Below are 16020 nucleotides of genomic sequence, written 5' to 3'. Positions count from 1 at the left end.
AGCCTCACGGTTTGCGCCAGACGACGTAGTTTTCGAGAGGATCGGTGGCGCCAGTGAAGCGCGCCATTTCGCGATAGCCGGCGGCAGCAATCAGATCCGACGCAAAATCCGGCCGGGCAACCAGTGTATGCGGCGTCGGCACGGCGGCGAGCTCCGCCAGCAATTCCGCTGGAGATCGAGGGACCAGCCGTCTGCGATCCCAAAGCACAAAGGACCCCCAGCGACCGGCATTGGCATAAAAGGCTCGAGCGACACCAAGGTGGCCCACCACAGCGCTTGTAGTATCGTCCGCCATACCGACCAGGGGGTCGCCCTCCCAGCCCATGGTTCGAATGAATGCGGCGGTATCGCGGGCCCGCGACAGCGGCTCGCGGGCCGTGGTCCAGAGGGCCGCGGGGCCTGTCAGGGCTTGAGCGCACAGGACTGACAACACGAGACCCGAGAGCAGGCGTCGCCCGGGCCCAGTCGGCGCCGGATCCTGTATGCGGGCCAGCCAAGTGGCGACGATAAAGGCAAGAAAAAGCAGCCCGCGGTGCCAGGTATTGCTGCCATAGACCGCGAAGAAGACGCCAATCGTCCCAGTCAGGGCGACGACGAGAAAAACCAAAGCGGCGGGTCGGTGACGCAGCGCCACGAGCGTGGCCACAATGATCGCCAGAGCCGGAACGGCGGTCAGGGCATTGTGGGAGGGCCCGAGCAGGGCCGAGACGCTGGCGATCTCACCGAGGCGGGACCACAGCGCCCGCGGCAAGGTTGTGGCACCGCCAGTGATGGCCGCATGGGCCGGAAGGGCGACGGCCGCGAGCCAGCCGAGGGCGAAGATTAAGGTGGCCAGGGCTTCGGCGCGGCCGGGTAGCGAGTCATCGCCATCCTCCCACAGCCGGGCGGCTACAATCGCCAGAAATGCGGCGGCGGCCAGAATGGCGCAGAGGATATGAACCTGCGCTAGCAGGACCAGCGTTGCCGCCAGGAGGAACGGGTGCCGTCGCCGTTGCTGCCAAAGGCAGCAGAAGACAATCAGAAGGAGGGCGCCAATGGCATAGCTGCGGCTCTTCACGCCGTACTCGAACAGCACGAAATAGCCAAAGGGGAAGAGGATCTTCTCGACGCGGGTCATTGGCGCACGCCACAGCACCAGTGCAACCACGGCGGTCATGCACAGAATGACCGGCACATGCATGAGCCGGGGATCGGCGGCAAATCGCGTCAGTGGCATCAGGACGAGATGCCAGAGCGGCGGATGCCCCTCATAGCGCAGGTTCCAGATCAGATCGCGGAGACCGTTGCTGTCACGTGCGATCAGCCACGCCTGAATCTCGTCGCGCCACATCGTATGGTGAACTGCGCCGGCGGTAGCGAGCACAACGAAGGCGACGACCAAGATGGTCGGCCAAAGCCACGGCGCAGTTTGCATGGCAACTGCCGGCGGCGGGCGCGTCATCGGCGACGCACCGAGAAGACCAGGTGCCGGCGTAGCAGGAAGACAATGCCGAAGCTCAGAGCGATGGCGCCAAGCTTTGCAACAGGCGGTTCCAGCCCTGCGACGTCGACGGCGACAGCGACCGTCGCCGCCGTCACGGCGAGGCCTGCGAGGCCGCTCGCGGCGAACTCAGTCAACAACCGTGCCTGTGGCTTGCCGGTCGCGACGCCGTCAAAAACGAAGCGGCTGGACAAAGCGAAATGAAGCAGCAGCCCGGCCAGATAGCCCAGGGAAGCTGCGATGACGCTCGCAAAGTTCCAGCTCATCAATGCGAGAAACAGCCCGGTATCGATGGCCAAGGCCAGGGTGCTGACCAGGCCATAGGCGACGACCTGTCGCCACCATACGCCTCCGGTCCGTCGTGACGGCGCCGGCCCGCCGGTGGGCGAGGAGGCGTCAGCGGACACGCTGCGGGACCGCGCGAAGGCTCGCGAGGGCCGCGACCCGGCCACCTTCGCCGGCCTCATGGTACTCAGCATCCTCATTGACGTTCCAGACGTCATAGACCTGCCGTCCCGCCACGATGTTCTCGACCGCCAACATGGCCGTCATCATCGCATGATCCTGATTGTTGTACTTGTGCATGCCGTTCCGGCCCACGAGGTGCAAGTTCGGCATCCGTTCGGCGAGTTCACCGCGGATCGCTTCGACATGGGTCTTGTAGGTTTCGTCGTAGACCGGATAGGCCTTTTGCTGGCGTACCACACAGCCGTCGATGCAGTCGGCCTCCGATGCGAGCCCGATCGTCGCGAGTTCGCGCCGGGCGAGCGCGATGAGCTCCTCGTCGCTGCTGGTCCAGAGCGTGTCGCCCTCGAAACAGAAGTATTCGAGACCCAGGCAGGCAAGCTTGGGATCGGGCACCATGTCCGGAGACCAGGACCGGAAATTCTGGATGCGGCCGACCTTCACCGCAGGATCGTGGATGTAGATCCAGTTGTCGTCGAACAGATCAGGCTGGTCGACGATCAGCGCGACGGTGATGAAGTCGCGATAGCGCAGCCCGTCGGCGGCCGAACGGGAGGCCAGTTGGGGCTCGATTGCATCGGCCAGGTCGCGAAGGGGCGCTGACGATATGACATGGTCCGCCTCATAGCGGTGCTGCCGGCCGAGCTGATCGGTGGCCGACACAATGTAGCGGCCGCTGTCGCTGTCGCGCGTAATCCCACCGAGCGCTTGTCCCATATGGAGCACGCCGCCGCGGGCGACGACACTGGCGGCCGCGGCTTCCCACATCATGCCGGGGCCAAGGCGAGGGTAGTCGAACTGTTCGATCAAGGTCTTGATCGGCCTGCCATCCTTGCCGATGGCCACCGCGTCTGGCCACAGCGACTTGCGCAGAGCCGCCGTGGCCGCTTCAAGGAGGTTGAGCCCCTTGATCCGCTGGGCGGCCCAATCCGCGGAAATCTCGTCGCAGGACATGCCCCAGACCTTTTCCGTGTAAGTCTTGAAGAACATGCGATAGAGCCGCTCGCCGAACTGGTTCGAGACCCATTGGTGAAAGGTTTTGACATCCCGGCGTGGAAATAGCCTGGCTTTCAAATAGGAGAGGACGCACAGGCCCGCCTCGACCAGACCGAGATTGCCAAGAGCTTCCCCTGCGCGCAGCGGATAGGAATAGTATTTTCCACCGTAGTAGATGCGGCTGAGCCTTGGCCGACGGATGAAATCGTCGGGGAGAATTTCCCGCCAGAGTGCGACGATTTCGGCCGACTTCGAAAAGAAGCGATGGCCTCCGATATCAAACAGAAAGCCCTTGTAATTGACGGTGCGGCTGATGCCGCCGACGTAGTGGGGGTCGGCTTCGATGATGGTCACCGACCGTCCATGCTGTGTCAGCAAATATGCGGCTGTGAGACCGGCCGGACCGGCACCTATAATGACCGTATCCGCCTTGGTCATGGTTTCCATCGTCAAAGAATCAACCTCTCGCTCGGCGCGTCGATAATGCTCAAGCGTTCTACGCACAACCGTTTAGCAAGCCCAGAGGTACGTTGATGCAAGGGTGGAAATGGCGGTATCGGGTCTCGTCAGCTGGTTCCGACCCCGTGGCTTTTTCCATAGCAAAGCCGTTGAAGGCTTTTTCGAATGGCGATGACGTCTTGACCTGAGACCGGCGATTCAGGGGCAGTCTCAAGGCCTGCAGCTACAATCGACGATGCAGGCGGCGGCGACATGTCTTCCCAGCGGCGGTTGCGTTTTTGGGCGGAGTGCTCGGGATGACGCTCCTTGCTTCGGCTTGGCGAAGGTTGGTGTTTGTGTACGAGTTCAATCCTCTATCGCAGCACCATTTTCTCAGGTTTCCCTGCTCAAATCCTGTTCACGTTGCGGTTGAGACGCGCCCTAGATCCGACTCCAGTCTCGCTGCGCCTTTATCTTCCGAGCGTAATCCGCTCCGAGTCCGATGTGTTTCGTGACGACGTCTAGAAGTGTTCCCGCAACGTCTAATAACTCTCTGTTATTTAGTGAAGCCGATAATTGCTCAAATATGTAACGCCATTCTACGAATGCGTTTGAAAATTCCGCAAGGCGGCCGCGGAGGTCCCCTGCCCCAAAATGAGTGGCCGCATCTTGCTGCACGTCGTCGCTAAGCTGAGAGAAAATTACAGAAAGACGATGTTCGCGGGTAGTAGTTCCTTTCTCAAAAAACAAAAGTGACTTCAGGTAGAGCTCGCAAGCAAAGGCTAGGTTCGTAACTGCAGGAATGGGGAGCCACTCCACTTCGCCGTTTCGATCAGCGCGCCCCTCTAGCGCGCGCAACGCCGCAATATGAAAACCTATCCCTTGCTGCGCCATCCTTCTGGCCGCGTTCGCTTGCCCCTCACGCTGGACCCAGTCTGTGCTTTCCAAAAAACTACCTCCACGGCGGCGCGGCAATCCCGGGACGTCGCCCGCGATCTCCAAATGGTCGAGACAGACAATAATCAAACTTAGCAGCATCGCTGTTGGAAGCGCGACACCCTGCCGCCGATCCCTCACCCGCCGTCACGGGTTGATCCGCCGTGGCGGAAACCGTAGGTCTTGGCCCCGAGGCGTGTGCTGCGTGCGCCGGGATCAGCCCGAAACGGAGACCTGGACCGAACCGTTCCGAGGAGCGCAGCCTTGTCCGCCCATCACGCCCCCTCGCCCCGCGCCCGATCGGTGCTGCGCGCCTTCTTCGAGAGCTCGGCCGCCGGCGGCATCGTGCTCATGGTCGCCGCGGCGCTGGCCATGGTCGTGGCGAATTCCCCGCTCGCGCCCGCCTATTTCGCCGCGCTCAAGGCCTATATCGGCCCCTTGAACCTGCTCCACTGGATCAACGACCTCTTGATGGCGGTGTTCTTCCTGCTGGTCGGCCTCGAGATCAAGCGCGAGTTCCTCGACGGCCAGCTCGCGACATGGCCGCGCCGCGTGCTGCCCGGCATCGCCGCCGCGGGCGGCATGGTGGCCCCCGGCCTCGTCTTCGTCGCGTTCAACGCCGCCTCGGGCGAGACGCTGCGCGGCTGGGCCATCCCGACTGCCACCGACATCGCCTTCGCCCTCGGCGTGCTGGCCCTTCTCGGGCCCCGCGTGCCGGTCTCGCTCAAGATCTTCCTCACGGCCCTCGCCATCATCGACGATCTCGGCGCGGTCATCATCATCGCCGCCTTCTACACGGCCAATCTGTCGCTCGCCTGGCTCGCCGGCGCCTTTGGCGTGCTGGCCGTCCTCGCCGTCCTCAACCGCATGAATGTGCGCTCGCTCGCGCCCTATCTCCTGCTCGGCGCCGTCCTCTGGGTTCTGGTGCTGAAATCCGGCGTCCACGCGACGCTGGCCGGCGTCGCGCTGGCCCTCACCATCCCGCTCCGCGGCGCCGATGGCCGCGGCGACGATCACTCGCCGCTGCACGTGCTGGAACACGCCATCCAGCCCTGGGTCGCCTTCGCCATCGTGCCGATCTTCGGCTTCGCCAATGCCGGCGTGTCGCTGGCCGGTTTCTCGCTCGCCTCGCTGCTGGCGCCGCTGCCGCTCGGCATCGCCGCCGGACTCTTCGTCGGCAAGCAGGTCGGCGTCTTCGGCACGACCTTCCTCGCCGTGCGCCTCGGCTGGGCCGACCGGCCGGAGGATGCCACCTGGCCGCAGGTCTATGGCGTCGCCCTGCTTTGCGGCATCGGCTTCACCATGAGCCTGTTCATCGGCCTGCTCGCCTTCCCGTCCAGCGCGGTGCTGCAGGACCAGGTGAAGGTCGGCGTGCTCGCCGGGTCGATCCTGTCGGCGGTTGTCGGCACGCTGGTGCTGCTGGTGGCCAAGCGCGAGGCGGTCCCCACCCCGAGCCGCTGACGGCTCACCCAAGGTCGCGCTCGAAGGCGGCGAGCACGGCGTCGAAACTCTCTGGTTCCGGCGCGGTCGAGGCCCGTCGCGGCGCCGGTGCCGGCCGGCCGGCGCGCCAGTCGGCATGGCGGGCGCGGATCACCGCCAGCAGCGCCTCGAACTCCTCCGGCGGATCCACAGGCAGATGCGCCAGCGCCGCCTCCTCCCGGAAGGCCGCGAAGTCCGAGACCACGACGGGAATGCCGAGCGCCTGGGCGCGGGCGAGCGTGCCGGAGGTCTCCCCGCAGGACGGAAACCGCAGGTTCACCTGCAGGTCGAGGCGCTGTTGCCAGGCGGTGAGCGTCTCCTCGTCGACATAGCCGGTGAATGTCACCCGGTCGCCGATGCCGGCGTCGGCGGCCCGGGCCGCGGCGGCGCGGCGTTGCTCCGCGTCGATGGCGCCGACAAAGACCAGCTGCGTCGCGGCCTGGTCCTCCGCCGGAAGGCCGCGCAGGAAGGCCGCGAAGGCGTCGATCAGCACGTGGTTCCGCTTGGTCGGATTGAAGAAGCCGACGGATCCCACGGTGAACGGGGCTCCGGCCTCGCGCGGTGGAACCGGCGGCGGCGATGGCCCAAAGGGCGCCGGGTGCCGCGCCACGCGCACCGGCGACAGGGGCGCGCCGGCGATCCGCTCCGTCATCAGTCGCAGCCGCGCATAATGCGAATGAACGATGAGGCCCGAGGCCTGCCGCGTGGCGAGGCCGAGACCGAGGATGAAATAGCGCCCGGTCTCCGGCAGGTCGTCGAAGCCGGCGATGAGCCGCGCGGTTCCGGCCCCATGCTCGTCCACCAGGGCCGCCTTCTCCTCGGCGGGGCCAAGTCCGTAGAGCCTCTTGCGGGCAAGGCTGCGGATCAGCGGATAGGTGCTGAGGTCGTGGATGACGGCGATGACAGGCACGGGCAGGCCGCGGGCCAGGGCCCCCCAGATCCAGCCGTGAAACGTATTGGCGGCGAGGAAAACCACGGCGAGGTCGCCCGGTGCCATGGCCTGCGCGTTGAGGCCCGCGGCGGGCCGCACCGGCAGCTGTCCGGCGCGGGTCATGAGCCCCGGATGGTCCGGGCCGACCTCGTCCCACAGCACGAGTCGGGAGACGACCTCCGGTCCGCGGGCGGTGATCAGATCGTCGACGAGCTGGCGCAGGTAGTCGGCCGTGCCCGTGGGCGCTGGCGGCACGGGGGAGAGCAGGTGCAGCCTCATCGAGCGACCCGCAGCACCGCGCCGATCGCCGGATCGGCGGCGGCCGCAGCGAGCACGGCGTCCCAGCTGCAGCCCGCCACCTCAGGCCTGCGCGCCCCGGCCCGGGCGCGGATCGCATCGCGGTCGGTGAGGTCGAGCGCCGCCAGCCCTGCGGCAAAGGCATCCGGCGCGACGCAATGAACCCCGGGTGCCCCCGTCCGCTCCTTATGGCCGCGGAAGGCGATGGGCGTGCCCACCACCTCGCTCATGCCGAGCAGCGCCTCGGCGGTCTTCAGACTGGTTCCGCCGCCGGTCGTCAGCGGCAGGATCGCCACATCCGCGAGGCGGAATGCGGCGCTCCGCGTCGCTGCGTCGACGCGCCCGAGGGCGTGGATCTGCGGCATGGCCCCGCCCCGCTGCCGCAGCCAGTCCGCATAGGGTCGGCAGACCTCGCCCATGAGCAGGAGCTGAAAGCCGGCGAGGGCTCCGCCCGGCGCCATGGACGTGACCACGAGATCGCGCAGGCCGATCCAGTTGGGCAGGTAATCGGCGCCGATGAAGGCGAGGACCGGCAGGCCGGGGTCAAGGCGGGCCTGCAACCGCGCCAGCGCCGCGGCATCGCTGTTGTCGCCCGCGACCGGCGGGTCGGCGCCGTTCGGCACGAGCGCGACGCTGGTTGCGCCCATGGCCCGATATCCCGCCGCATCGGCCTCGCTGCAGCCAATGACCAGGTCGGCGCGGGCGATGAGGGCGCGCTCCAGCGTGGCGAGCCGCTCGACGATGGCCGGGGCCGTGCGGCCGAGGCGGGCGAGGAGCTCCCGACGGGCGCGCCATTCGACATTGTGGCCACTATAGACAACGGTGATCGCTTTGCTTTCGGCCAGCGGCGCCACCAGCGGCCAGAGAAAGGGCTGCTCGCACCAGATGACGTCCGGTGCCAGCATCTCCAGGCGGGCCGCGAGGCGGTGACGCAAGGCCGGGTCGCGCCGGACGGCATCGGCGAGACGCAGTTCGAAGGCGTGAGGATCGGCCGTCACCCAGCGGTCGGATTCGGTATCGAGGGCGATGTCATCCGGCCCGCCATCGTCGCGGCGTCACGCAGAGCGGCCGGCGATCGCCGCCTAGCCGCTCGATGAGGCGGCCGAGGCGGTCGGTACGGATCTGTCCGCCGGTGACAATCTCCCGGAGCGGAAAGTTCACCAGCTGGACGACCCGTGGCGCCGTCATCGCCCGCCCGGACGGTCCTGGCTGCCGGCGCCCGGTGTCGCGGCGGCCTCCATCTCCACGAGCCGTGCGGTGAGCTGATCGAGCCTGCGTTCATAGAGGGCGCTGGTGGCGTCGAGGCCGTGGCGCAGGTGCTCGACCTCGGCCTCCAGGCGCGCCACCCGGAGCGACAGCGCGCGCCGCCGCCGCAGCCACCGCCGCCCCCGCCGCAAATGGTGTCGCAAGAGCCCGATCACGCCTGTGGCATGCCCCATTCCCATGTCGCGTCGTTAGTCCAAAAACACGCCCCCTTGCAACCCTGAGGCGAGATGCACAGGTCAGCTCCGCTCGATCCGCGCCGCCTTGGCCGGGTCGAACCACCAGGTGGATGGCACGCCCTTGGCATAGCGCGGCTTGGTCTCGGGGAAGCCGAACATGTCCCAATAGGCCAGCCAGCTCGACGGCTTGTACCAGTTGGGCACCCAGTAGCGCCCGGCGCGCAGCACCCGGTCGAGGCAGCGGCAGAGCACGGTCAGCTCGGCGCGGCTGTTGGCGGCGAGGATCTTGTCGATCAGCGCGTCGATGACCGGATCGGCGATGCCGGCAAGGTTCTGCGAGCCCGGCTGGCGGCCGCTCTGCGAGCCGAAGAAGGTGCGCAGCGATTCGCCGGGCGTGAGCGACAGCGAATAGCGGCGGATCGTCAGGTCGAAGTCATAGTCCTTCAGCCGCGCCTGGTACTGGGCCGAATCCACCCTGCGGATGTTGGCCTCGATGCCGAGGCGGCGGAGATTCGCCACGAAGGGCTGGGTGTGGCGCTCCAGCGAATTGTCGAAGTCGAGGAACTCCACCGTCATGGCCCGGCCCGCCGGGTCGAGGAGACGGTTGTCCCTCAACGTGAAACCCGCCTCGCGCAGCAGCTGCGTCGCCAGGCGGAGAAGATTGCGGTCCTGGCCCGAGCCGTTGGACACGGGCGGCACATAGGGCTCGCCAAAGACCTCGTCAGGCGTCCGGCCCGGGAAGGGCTCGAGCACGGCGAGCTCTTCGGCAGACGGCGCGCCGGTCGCCATGAGCGGCGAGTTCTGGAAGAAGGAATGGGTGCGCCGGTAGCTGTCGAACATGACGTTCTTGTTCGTCCATTCGAAATCGAAGGCGAGGCCGAGCGCCTCGCGCAGCTTCGGATGGGCGAACTTCTCGCGGCGGGTGTTGATGAACCAGCCCTGCGCGCCCGACGGCGTCTCGTCGGAAATCTCGCGGCGCACGACCCGGCCATCCTTGGCGGCGGGGAAGTCGTACTGCGTCGCCCAGGCGCGCGAGGTGAACTCCTCGCGGAACGTGTAGGTACGGCTCTTGAAGGCCTCGAAGGCGACGTCGCGGTCGCGGAAGAATTCGAGGCGGATCGTGTCGAAATTGTTCTGGCCGAGCGCGACGGGCAGCTTCTCGCCCCACCAGTCCCTGACACGGTCATATTCGATGAAGCGGCCCGCCTCGAAGCGGCCGACCTTGTAGGCGGCCGAGCCGAGCGGCACGTCCATGGTGGAGGCCTCGAAATCGCGGTTGGCGTACCAGGCCTTCGACAGGATCGGCAGGCCGGCGATGGTGAGCGGCAGCGAGCGCGATCGACCGGGTGCGAAGCGGATGACGACGACCTTGGCGCTCTCCGCCTCGGCGCCCGCGAGGTCGCGCAACACGACGCGCAGCAGCGGATGCCCCTTCTCCTTCAGCGTCAGGAACGACCAGGCGACATCCTCGGCGGTGATCGGCGTGCCGTCGTGGAACCGCGCGGCATCGCGGATGGTGAAGCGATAGGTGAGCCCGTCGGCGCTCATGCGGACGCGCTCGGCGACGAGGCCATACATGGAATCCGGCTCGTCGCCGGAGCCGGTCATCAGGCTGGCGAAAATGCCGTCGAGGCCGGGCGGCGCGTCGCCGCGCAGGACCAGCGTGTTCATCGTGTTGAAGGTGGTGGGGTTCTGGTTGAACGCCCAGCTCGCCGCCGTATGGACGAAAGTGCCACCCTTGGGCGCTTGCGGATTCACATAGTCGTAATGGCGGAAGTCGGCGGGATATTTGAGGTCGCCGAAGGAGGAGAGGCCATGGCTTTCGGTCTCGGCCTGCGCCAGCGCGCCACGCGTCAGGAGGAGTCCGGCGCTGGCCGCGCCGGCGGCGAGGGTCAGGACGGTGCGGCGAGACGGGCGCGGGGTTCGGCGCGGAAGGATGGGTCGCTGCATGGTCGCTCGGCCTCCTGATGCGGTGGGCGAGAGGGTAGAGCCTGAAGGCGCGCTGTCAAAGGCGAGGCCCTGCGGCGCCGAAACGCAGCCTGTCTCATTGGAAACACAGCCTCTTCCGTACCGGCACGGAAGCTCAGCGTCGCGCTGCCATAGCCAAGGCGTCAGAGGGGCGGTGGCCTCCATGGCCGATGCGGCCTTCGACCCGCACGCGGCGACGGAGGCGACCGCCGGGGACCTCGGACACCCTCACCCGGAAGGATCCTCGATCATGTCATTCACGCGTCGCTTCTCTGCCTCCGCCGCCGCCTTCGGGTTGGCCGTCACCGTCCTGTCGGGCAGCAACGCCCTCGCCCAGCGCGACCCGCCCGCCCCGCCGGCCGTCCAGGCCGAATTCCGCACCTTCATCGCCGAGTTCCGCACCGCACTGCGCGCCAACGACCCGAGCGCCGTGGCCTCGCTCACCCGCATGCCGATCTACTATGACGACGCCCACCGCGACCGGGCCTATTTCGAGAGCCGGATCTATCGGCAGATGTTCACGCAGCGAAACCGCAGCTGCCTGCAGACGGCGCGCCCTGTTTACGACAAGCCGCCCGGCAGCGACGGCTACTATGTCCTGACCTGCGGCGACATGCTGTTCAGCTTCACGAAGAAGGCGGACGGCTTCCGCTTCGAGGGGACCCACCCCAACGACTGATGTCCCACGGCCCAGGGCCCTTACCCGATCGGCAGCACGTTGGTGTGCTTCACCTGGGCAAGGGCGAAGGAGCTCTCGATCGAGGCGATGCCGTCGAGGCGTGTGAGCCGGGCCTTCAGGAAACGCTCATAGGCCGGCAGGTCGGCGCAGACGACGCGCATGAGATAATCGCGCTGGCCGGTCATCAGGTAGCACTCCATCACCTCCGGCCAGCGCGACACGGCCTCGGCGAAGCGGTCGAGGTCCTCCTCGCGCTGGCGCTCCAGCTTGATCGAGATGAAGATGCTCACGGGGAGGTCCACCGCCTTCTGGTCGACCACGGCCACATAGCCGCGCAGGATGCCGGCCTCCTCCAGCCGCTTCACCCGGCGCAGGCAGGGCGTCGCGGAGAGCCCCACCTTTTCCGCCAGGGCCTGGTTGGTGATGCGCCCGTCGCGCTGCAGCTCGGCGAGGATGCGGCGGTCGATGGCATCGAGCGTCATGGCGATCTTCCACTCTTGAGAGGCGAAGAATTAGCAGGATCTGCTGATTGTGTCCCATCTGTCAGATGATCTTTGGTGTGAATGCTCCGGCTCCTGTTGGCATGATCGCGCGTCTTTCTTCTCCCCGCCGCCGCCCGGAGACCGCCGTGACCGACCGCCTGAAGGCCCTCGCCGCGCTTGAGCAGAAGATCCTCTGGCTCGCCTCCTGGACGATCCACAATGCCAACCATCTGCGCGACAACCGCGACTGCCTGAAGGTCGGCGGCCACCAGGCCTCCTCCGCCTCGCTCGCCACCATCATGACGGCACTCTATTTCGCCGTGCTGCGGCCCGAGGACCGGGTGGCGGTGAAGCCGCATGCGAGCCCGAACTTCCACGCCATCCAGTATCTGCTGGGGAACCAGACGCGTGAGAAGCTGGAGAATTTCCGCGGCTACAAGGGCGCGCAGAGCTACCCCTCCCGCACCAAGGACGGCGACGACGTCGATTTCTCCACCGGCTCGGTCGGGCTTGGCGTCGCCCAGACGCTGTTCTCCTCGCTCGCCCAGGACTATGTGCGCGCCCATGGCTGGGGCACGGACCGGCCCGAGGGCCGCATGGTCGCGCTGATCGGCGATGCCGAGATGGATGAGGGCAATATCTACGAGGCGCTCATCGAGGGCTGGAAGCACGGCCTCAGGAACACCTGGTGGGTGGTCGACTACAACCGCCAGAGCCTCGACGCTGTGGTGCGCGAGGGCCTGTGGGAGCGCTTCGAGGCCATGTTCCGCAATTTCGGCTGGGACGTGGTGATCCTGAAATATGGCAAGCTGCTGGAAGCCGCCTTTGCCGAGCCCGGCGGCGAGCGGCTGCGCCAGTGGATCGACACCTGCCCGAACCAGCTCTATGCGGCGCTCTGCTACCAGGGCGGCGCGGCCTGGCGGAAGCGCCTGCAGGACGATATCGGCGACCAGGGCGCGGTGACGGCGCTCCTCGATCGGCGCTCCGATGCGGAACTCGCCCGGCTGATGACGAACCTTGCCGGCCACGACATGCCCTCGCTGCTCGAAGCCTTCGAGAGCATCGACCACGACCGGCCGGTCTGTTTCATCGCCTATACGATCAAGGGCTTCGGCCTGCCCTTCCAGGGCCACAAGGACAACCATGCGGGGCTGATGACGCCGACGCAGATGGAGGCCTTCCGCGCCGCCATGAACGTGACGCCGGGGCGCGAATGGGAGCCCTTCGAGGGCCTGTCAGTGCCAGAGGCCGACCTCAAGACCTTCCTGAAGCGCGTGCCCTTCGCGGCGCGCGGCCGCCGCCGCTACACTGCCGGCAAGCTGCCGATCCCCGAGCGTCTCGCCGTGCCGGCTCAAGCCTCGATGTCGACCCAGCAGGGCTTCGGTCTCATCCTCAACGAGATCGCGCGGGGCAACGAACCCTTCGCCGAGCGCATCGTCACCTGCTCGCCGGACGTGACCGTCTCGACCAATCTCGGCGCCTTCGTCAACCGCCGCGGCCTCTTCGCCCGCGAGGCGCTGGCGGACACGTTCCGCCAGGAGCGCATCCCCTCGACCTTCGCCTGGGATTTCTCGCCGAAGGGCCAGCATATCGAACTCGGCATCGCCGAGATGAACCTCTTCATCCTGCTCTCGGCCCTCGGCCTCACCCATTCCATCCACGGCGAGAGGCTGCTGCCCGTCGGCACGCTCTATGACCCGTTCATCCAGCGCGGCCTCGATGCCCTCAACTATGCCTGCTACCAGGATGCCCGCTTCATGCTGGTGGCGACGCCGTCCGGCGTGACGCTGGCCCCCGAGGGCGGCGCCCACCAGTCGATCGCCACCCCGCTGATCGGCATGGCGCAGGACGGCCTCGCCGCCTTCGAGCCGGCCTTCGTCGACGAACTCGCCGCCATCATGCGCTTCGGCTTCGACTATATGCAGCGCGACGGCGAGGGCGATCCGGACGAGGAGACCTGGCTGCGCGACGAGACCGGCGGCTCGGTCTATCTGCGCCTGTCGACCCGCACCATCGACCAGCCGCAGCGTGCCATGGACGCGGCGCTGTCCGCCGATGTCATCAATGGCGCCTACTGGATGCGCAGGCCCGGGCCGAACGCCTCGGTGGTGATCGCCTATATGGGCGCCGTGGCGCCCGAGGCCATCGCCGCGGCGGGGCTCCTCGCCGAGACCCACCGCGATGTCGGGGTCCTCGCGATTACCTCCGCCGACCGGCTCAATGCGGGCTGGACGGCGGTCGAACGCGCCCGTCAGCGCGGCCATCACGGCGCGACGAGTCATGTGGAGCGGCTGCTCGGCGGGCTGTCGCGCGATTGCGGCCTGGTGACGGTGATCGACGGCCATCCGGCGACGCTGGCCTGGCTCGGCGCCGTCCACGGCCATCGGGTGCGCTCGCTCGGTGTCGAGCATTTCGGCCAGACCGGCACGATCGACGATCTCTACCGCCACCACGGCATCGACGCCAATGCCATCCTCCATGCCGCCCAGGCGGTGATGGGCGCCCGCCCCGTCCGCTACCTGCGCCAGCTCGCCTGAGCCGTCCCGGGGCGGGACGACGGGGTTAACCGCCAGGCTTGGCGGCGGTGTCCCGCGCGACGGCATACGGTTTCTGATGGCCCGCTACGGTCTCGGCGCGGCCCGGTCCGGCCCGATTTGGCCGGGGGCAAAGCCGGAACGCGGCTGTTCTCCTGATTCGGACGCGATTCGTTCGCCGGCTGATCGAAGGGTTAACGGCGACAGGTGTCGCGGCGTCATCCGTCCGACCTTGAAGGGCTCAGGCGACCCACAGTCCCTCGGACCTGCGCGACGGCGCCCTGCCCCGAAACGGCACGCGCCGGTCATCTCCACCATGGGCCTAAGCGCCCGTCCGCGCACCACACCGCGCGACACGCGTCCGCGATCGGCCCGAAACCCCCGCCATTCCGCCAGAACGAACCACGATCCAACCGATGTCCGTGATTCGGACGGGATTCGTTCACCGCCCGGTCCGAGGGTTAACGCGCCGCGTCAGACGTCCACGGGATCAGCTGCGGCCGGACCTGACCGGCGGCATGACGAGGCGCTGCGCCCGGCAGGCGCGCCGGTCGATCTCCTCGCAGGCGGTGAAGTTCATGTCGCGGCCGATGCAGATGCGCACCTCGCGCAAGCGGCGCTGGTCGCACTGGACGGCGACCATGTCGCGGCCGAGCCCCGGATTGGCGCGGACGAAAGCCTCCTCCACCTCATCCGGCGTCACCGTCTTCGGCTCGGCGAGGGCCTCGAACTCCCGGGGAATGCGGATCTTGGCGCGGGCCTGGCGCACCTGCTCGAAATAGCTGCGCGGTGAGCGGGCGTCGGAACAGGTGCCGTGCTTGGCCCACTGGTGTCGCACCAGGCCCGGCGCCGGCATGATGTCGAGCATGCCGTTGATGACGGAGCGGTCGAGATAGGGCGGCGGCACCTGGCAATATTCCGGGAAGCCGCGGGTGCGCTGCGGCCAGAGGCCATGGACGACGAAGGCGAAGGGCCTGTCACCGGCGCATTGCATGGACTGCGAGGTGCGCTCGGCATTGGCCTCGCAGAAGGATGGCGACCAGGACAGGGCCAGCACGAAGAAGTCGAAGGAGCCCGGCGCGGCGCCCGGCTGGGCCTGCGCCCGTGCCAGCGTTGCGGTGGCAAGCCCCGCCGTCAGCCCCGCGGCGAGGAGCGCCGCACAAAGTACGGCCATCCGGCCGCCACGCACTGCCCGGAGAACCAGCCGCATACCGACCATGGAACACCTCCCACGCTGCCGGCAGTGTCGCCGTCTCTCAGGAACGAAACAAGAACGGAGTTTTCCGGATGGCGGTCCGCGCCGTCACGGGCCGCCGTCAGGGACGGGCCATCCGGCAGGACGGGTCGAAGCTGCGGCCGCGGTCGAGGCCGGTGACGCACCACTCCACGCCGTAGGTGGCGCCGATGATCCCCTGGTCCTCGAGGATCGCATAGTCGACGCGGCGCACCCGTCCGTCGGAGAGCACGGCCCGCGCCGTGCAGAAGCGCCGCGGGATCAGGTTCTGGTTATAGGGATTGGTGGTGACGAGCCGCACATGGTCGAAGCCGCGGATGGTGAGGCGCGAGTTCCAGAACCGCTCCTCCTTCTCGGCAAAGCGCCGCTGGATCTTCTCCAGCGCGGCGCTGTCATCGCAGGGCAGCAGCTGGTTCTGATAGCGCGGATCGCGGAACAGCAGCACGCCGGCAACGCCACGCATCCTGAGATCCTCGCCGAGGCCGGCGAGGTCGCCGGGCACGCGGCTCGTCGTCCAGGTCGTGCCGTTGAGCCCGCGGGGGCCGGCGGTCTGCGCCTCGGCCGGCGCATGGGCCAGACCGGCGGCAAGGGCGACGAGGAGGGCAAGAAGGCGCGGGCGCATGGGGCGTCTCACTGCGGATCGAATGCTGCCGCGACGA

The 16020-nt window shown here is 67.5% G+C and carries 13 protein-coding genes; 3 read left to right on the top strand and 10 right to left on the bottom strand.

Annotated elements, in window-relative coordinates; genetic code table 11:
- Positions 1 to 4 precede the first annotated feature (4 nt).
- Genes O9344_RS16915 through O9344_RS16905 form a run of 3 tightly spaced genes read right to left on the bottom strand, consistent with a single transcriptional unit; the run spans position 5 to position 3379 of the window.
- Positions 5 to 1441, bottom strand: a complete 1437-nt coding sequence (locus O9344_RS16915; RefSeq protein ID WP_298479998.1) for a hypothetical protein — start codon at positions 1439 to 1441, stop codon at positions 5 to 7.
- Positions 1438 to 1947, bottom strand: a complete 510-nt coding sequence (locus O9344_RS16910) for a GtrA family protein (RefSeq protein ID WP_298479995.1) — start codon at positions 1945 to 1947, stop codon at positions 1438 to 1440. Before O9344_RS16910 ends, O9344_RS16915 begins: the two co-directional genes overlap by 4 nt.
- Positions 1877 to 3379 (bottom strand): NAD(P)/FAD-dependent oxidoreductase, encoded by a 1503-nt coding sequence (locus tag O9344_RS16905; RefSeq protein WP_298479992.1) that lies wholly within the window; start codon positions 3377 to 3379, stop codon positions 1877 to 1879. The genes O9344_RS16910 and O9344_RS16905 overlap by 71 nt, the downstream gene beginning before the upstream one ends.
- Positions 3380 to 4579: 1200 nt before the next feature.
- Here O9344_RS16905 and nhaA point away from each other — a divergent pair.
- A complete protein-coding gene (gene nhaA / locus O9344_RS16900; protein ID WP_298479989.1) occupies positions 4580 to 5776 on the top strand; it encodes a Na+/H+ antiporter NhaA in 1197 nt (398 codons plus the stop codon).
- A 4-nt stretch (positions 5777 to 5780) separates the two neighbouring features.
- On the opposite strand, the gene O9344_RS16895 is transcribed toward nhaA, so the two are convergent.
- The 4 genes from O9344_RS16895 to O9344_RS16880 form a co-directional block, all read right to left on the bottom strand.
- Complete coding sequence (locus O9344_RS16895; protein WP_298479986.1) at positions 5781 to 7004, bottom strand: glycosyltransferase; 1224 nt, start codon at positions 7002 to 7004, stop codon at positions 5781 to 5783.
- Positions 7001 to 8020, bottom strand: coding sequence for a glycosyltransferase (locus O9344_RS16890; RefSeq protein ID WP_298479983.1), 1020 nt, complete (start codon positions 8018 to 8020; stop codon positions 7001 to 7003). Before O9344_RS16890 ends, O9344_RS16895 begins: the two co-directional genes overlap by 4 nt.
- A gap of 186 nt (positions 8021 to 8206) precedes the next feature.
- A complete protein-coding gene (locus O9344_RS16885; protein WP_298479978.1) occupies positions 8207 to 8461 on the bottom strand; it encodes a hypothetical protein in 255 nt (84 codons plus the stop codon).
- A 63-nt stretch (positions 8462 to 8524) separates the two neighbouring features.
- The gene (locus O9344_RS16880) at positions 8525 to 10414 is read right to left on the bottom strand and encodes an extracellular solute-binding protein (protein ID WP_298479976.1); all 1890 of its coding nucleotides are present in this window, start codon (positions 10412 to 10414) and stop codon (positions 8525 to 8527) included.
- 268 nt (positions 10415 to 10682) lie between these two features.
- Between O9344_RS16880 and O9344_RS16875 the strand changes: the two genes are divergently transcribed.
- Positions 10683 to 11111 carry a hypothetical protein gene (locus O9344_RS16875; RefSeq protein ID WP_298479973.1) on the top strand — a complete coding sequence of 143 codons (429 nt, stop codon included), beginning with the start codon at positions 10683 to 10685 and terminating at the stop codon, positions 11109 to 11111.
- A gap of 20 nt (positions 11112 to 11131) precedes the next feature.
- On the opposite strand, the gene O9344_RS16870 is transcribed toward O9344_RS16875, so the two are convergent.
- A complete protein-coding gene (locus O9344_RS16870; protein ID WP_298479969.1) occupies positions 11132 to 11593 on the bottom strand; it encodes an Lrp/AsnC family transcriptional regulator in 462 nt (153 codons plus the stop codon).
- A gap of 101 nt (positions 11594 to 11694) precedes the next feature.
- Here O9344_RS16870 and O9344_RS16865 point away from each other — a divergent pair, with 101 nt between their 5' ends.
- A complete protein-coding gene (locus tag O9344_RS16865) occupies positions 11695 to 14130 on the top strand; it encodes a transketolase (protein WP_298479966.1) in 2436 nt (811 codons plus the stop codon).
- Positions 14131 to 14617: 487 nt separating this feature from the next.
- Here the strand turns inward: O9344_RS16865 and O9344_RS16860 are convergent, their stop codons facing one another.
- Together O9344_RS16860 and O9344_RS16855 are read right to left on the bottom strand one after the other, a co-directional pair.
- Entirely contained in the window at positions 14618 to 15301 is a 684-nt protein-coding gene (locus tag O9344_RS16860; protein ID WP_298479963.1) for a ribonuclease T2, read from the bottom strand.
- A 142-nt stretch (positions 15302 to 15443) separates the two neighbouring features.
- On the bottom strand, positions 15444 to 15983 hold the full coding sequence (locus O9344_RS16855) for a hypothetical protein (RefSeq protein WP_298479960.1): 540 nt from the start codon (positions 15981 to 15983) through the stop codon (positions 15444 to 15446).
- Positions 15984 to 16020: the final 37 nt, after the last annotated feature.

This window comes from Phreatobacter sp. (genome assembly GCF_027532945.1).
GTDB lineage: Bacteria > Pseudomonadota > Alphaproteobacteria > Rhizobiales > Phreatobacteraceae > Phreatobacter.
The sequence above is the reverse complement of the archived record's forward strand: the minus strand, read 5'-3'. Positions and strand labels throughout refer to the sequence as shown.

Coding starts and splice junctions, on each gene's coding strand:
- O9344_RS16910 (WP_298479995.1), bottom strand. CDS start 1,947: ATGAGGCCGGCGAAGGTGGCCGGGTCGCGGCCCTCGCGAGCCTTCGCG.
- O9344_RS16915 (WP_298479998.1), bottom strand. CDS start 1,441: ATGACGCGCCCGCCGCCGGCAGTTGCCATGCAAACTGCGCCGTGGCTT.
- O9344_RS16905 (WP_298479992.1), bottom strand. CDS start 3,379: ATGACCAAGGCGGATACGGTCATTATAGGTGCCGGTCCGGCCGGTCTC.
- O9344_RS16875 (WP_298479973.1), top strand. CDS start 10,683: ATGTCATTCACGCGTCGCTTCTCTGCCTCCGCCGCCGCCTTCGGGTTG.
- O9344_RS16860 (WP_298479963.1), bottom strand. CDS start 15,301: ATGGCCGTACTTTGTGCGGCGCTCCTCGCCGCGGGGCTGACGGCGGGG.
- O9344_RS16865 (WP_298479966.1), top strand. CDS start 11,695: ATGATCGCGCGTCTTTCTTCTCCCCGCCGCCGCCCGGAGACCGCCGTG.
- O9344_RS16880 (WP_298479976.1), bottom strand. CDS start 10,414: ATGCAGCGACCCATCCTTCCGCGCCGAACCCCGCGCCCGTCTCGCCGC.
- O9344_RS16895 (WP_298479986.1), bottom strand. CDS start 7,004: ATGAGGCTGCACCTGCTCTCCCCCGTGCCGCCAGCGCCCACGGGCACG.
- O9344_RS16870 (WP_298479969.1), bottom strand. CDS start 11,593: ATGACGCTCGATGCCATCGACCGCCGCATCCTCGCCGAGCTGCAGCGC.
- O9344_RS16855 (WP_298479960.1), bottom strand. CDS start 15,983: ATGCGCCCGCGCCTTCTTGCCCTCCTCGTCGCCCTTGCCGCCGGTCTG.
- O9344_RS16885 (WP_298479978.1), bottom strand. CDS start 8,461: ATGGGGCATGCCACAGGCGTGATCGGGCTCTTGCGACACCATTTGCGG.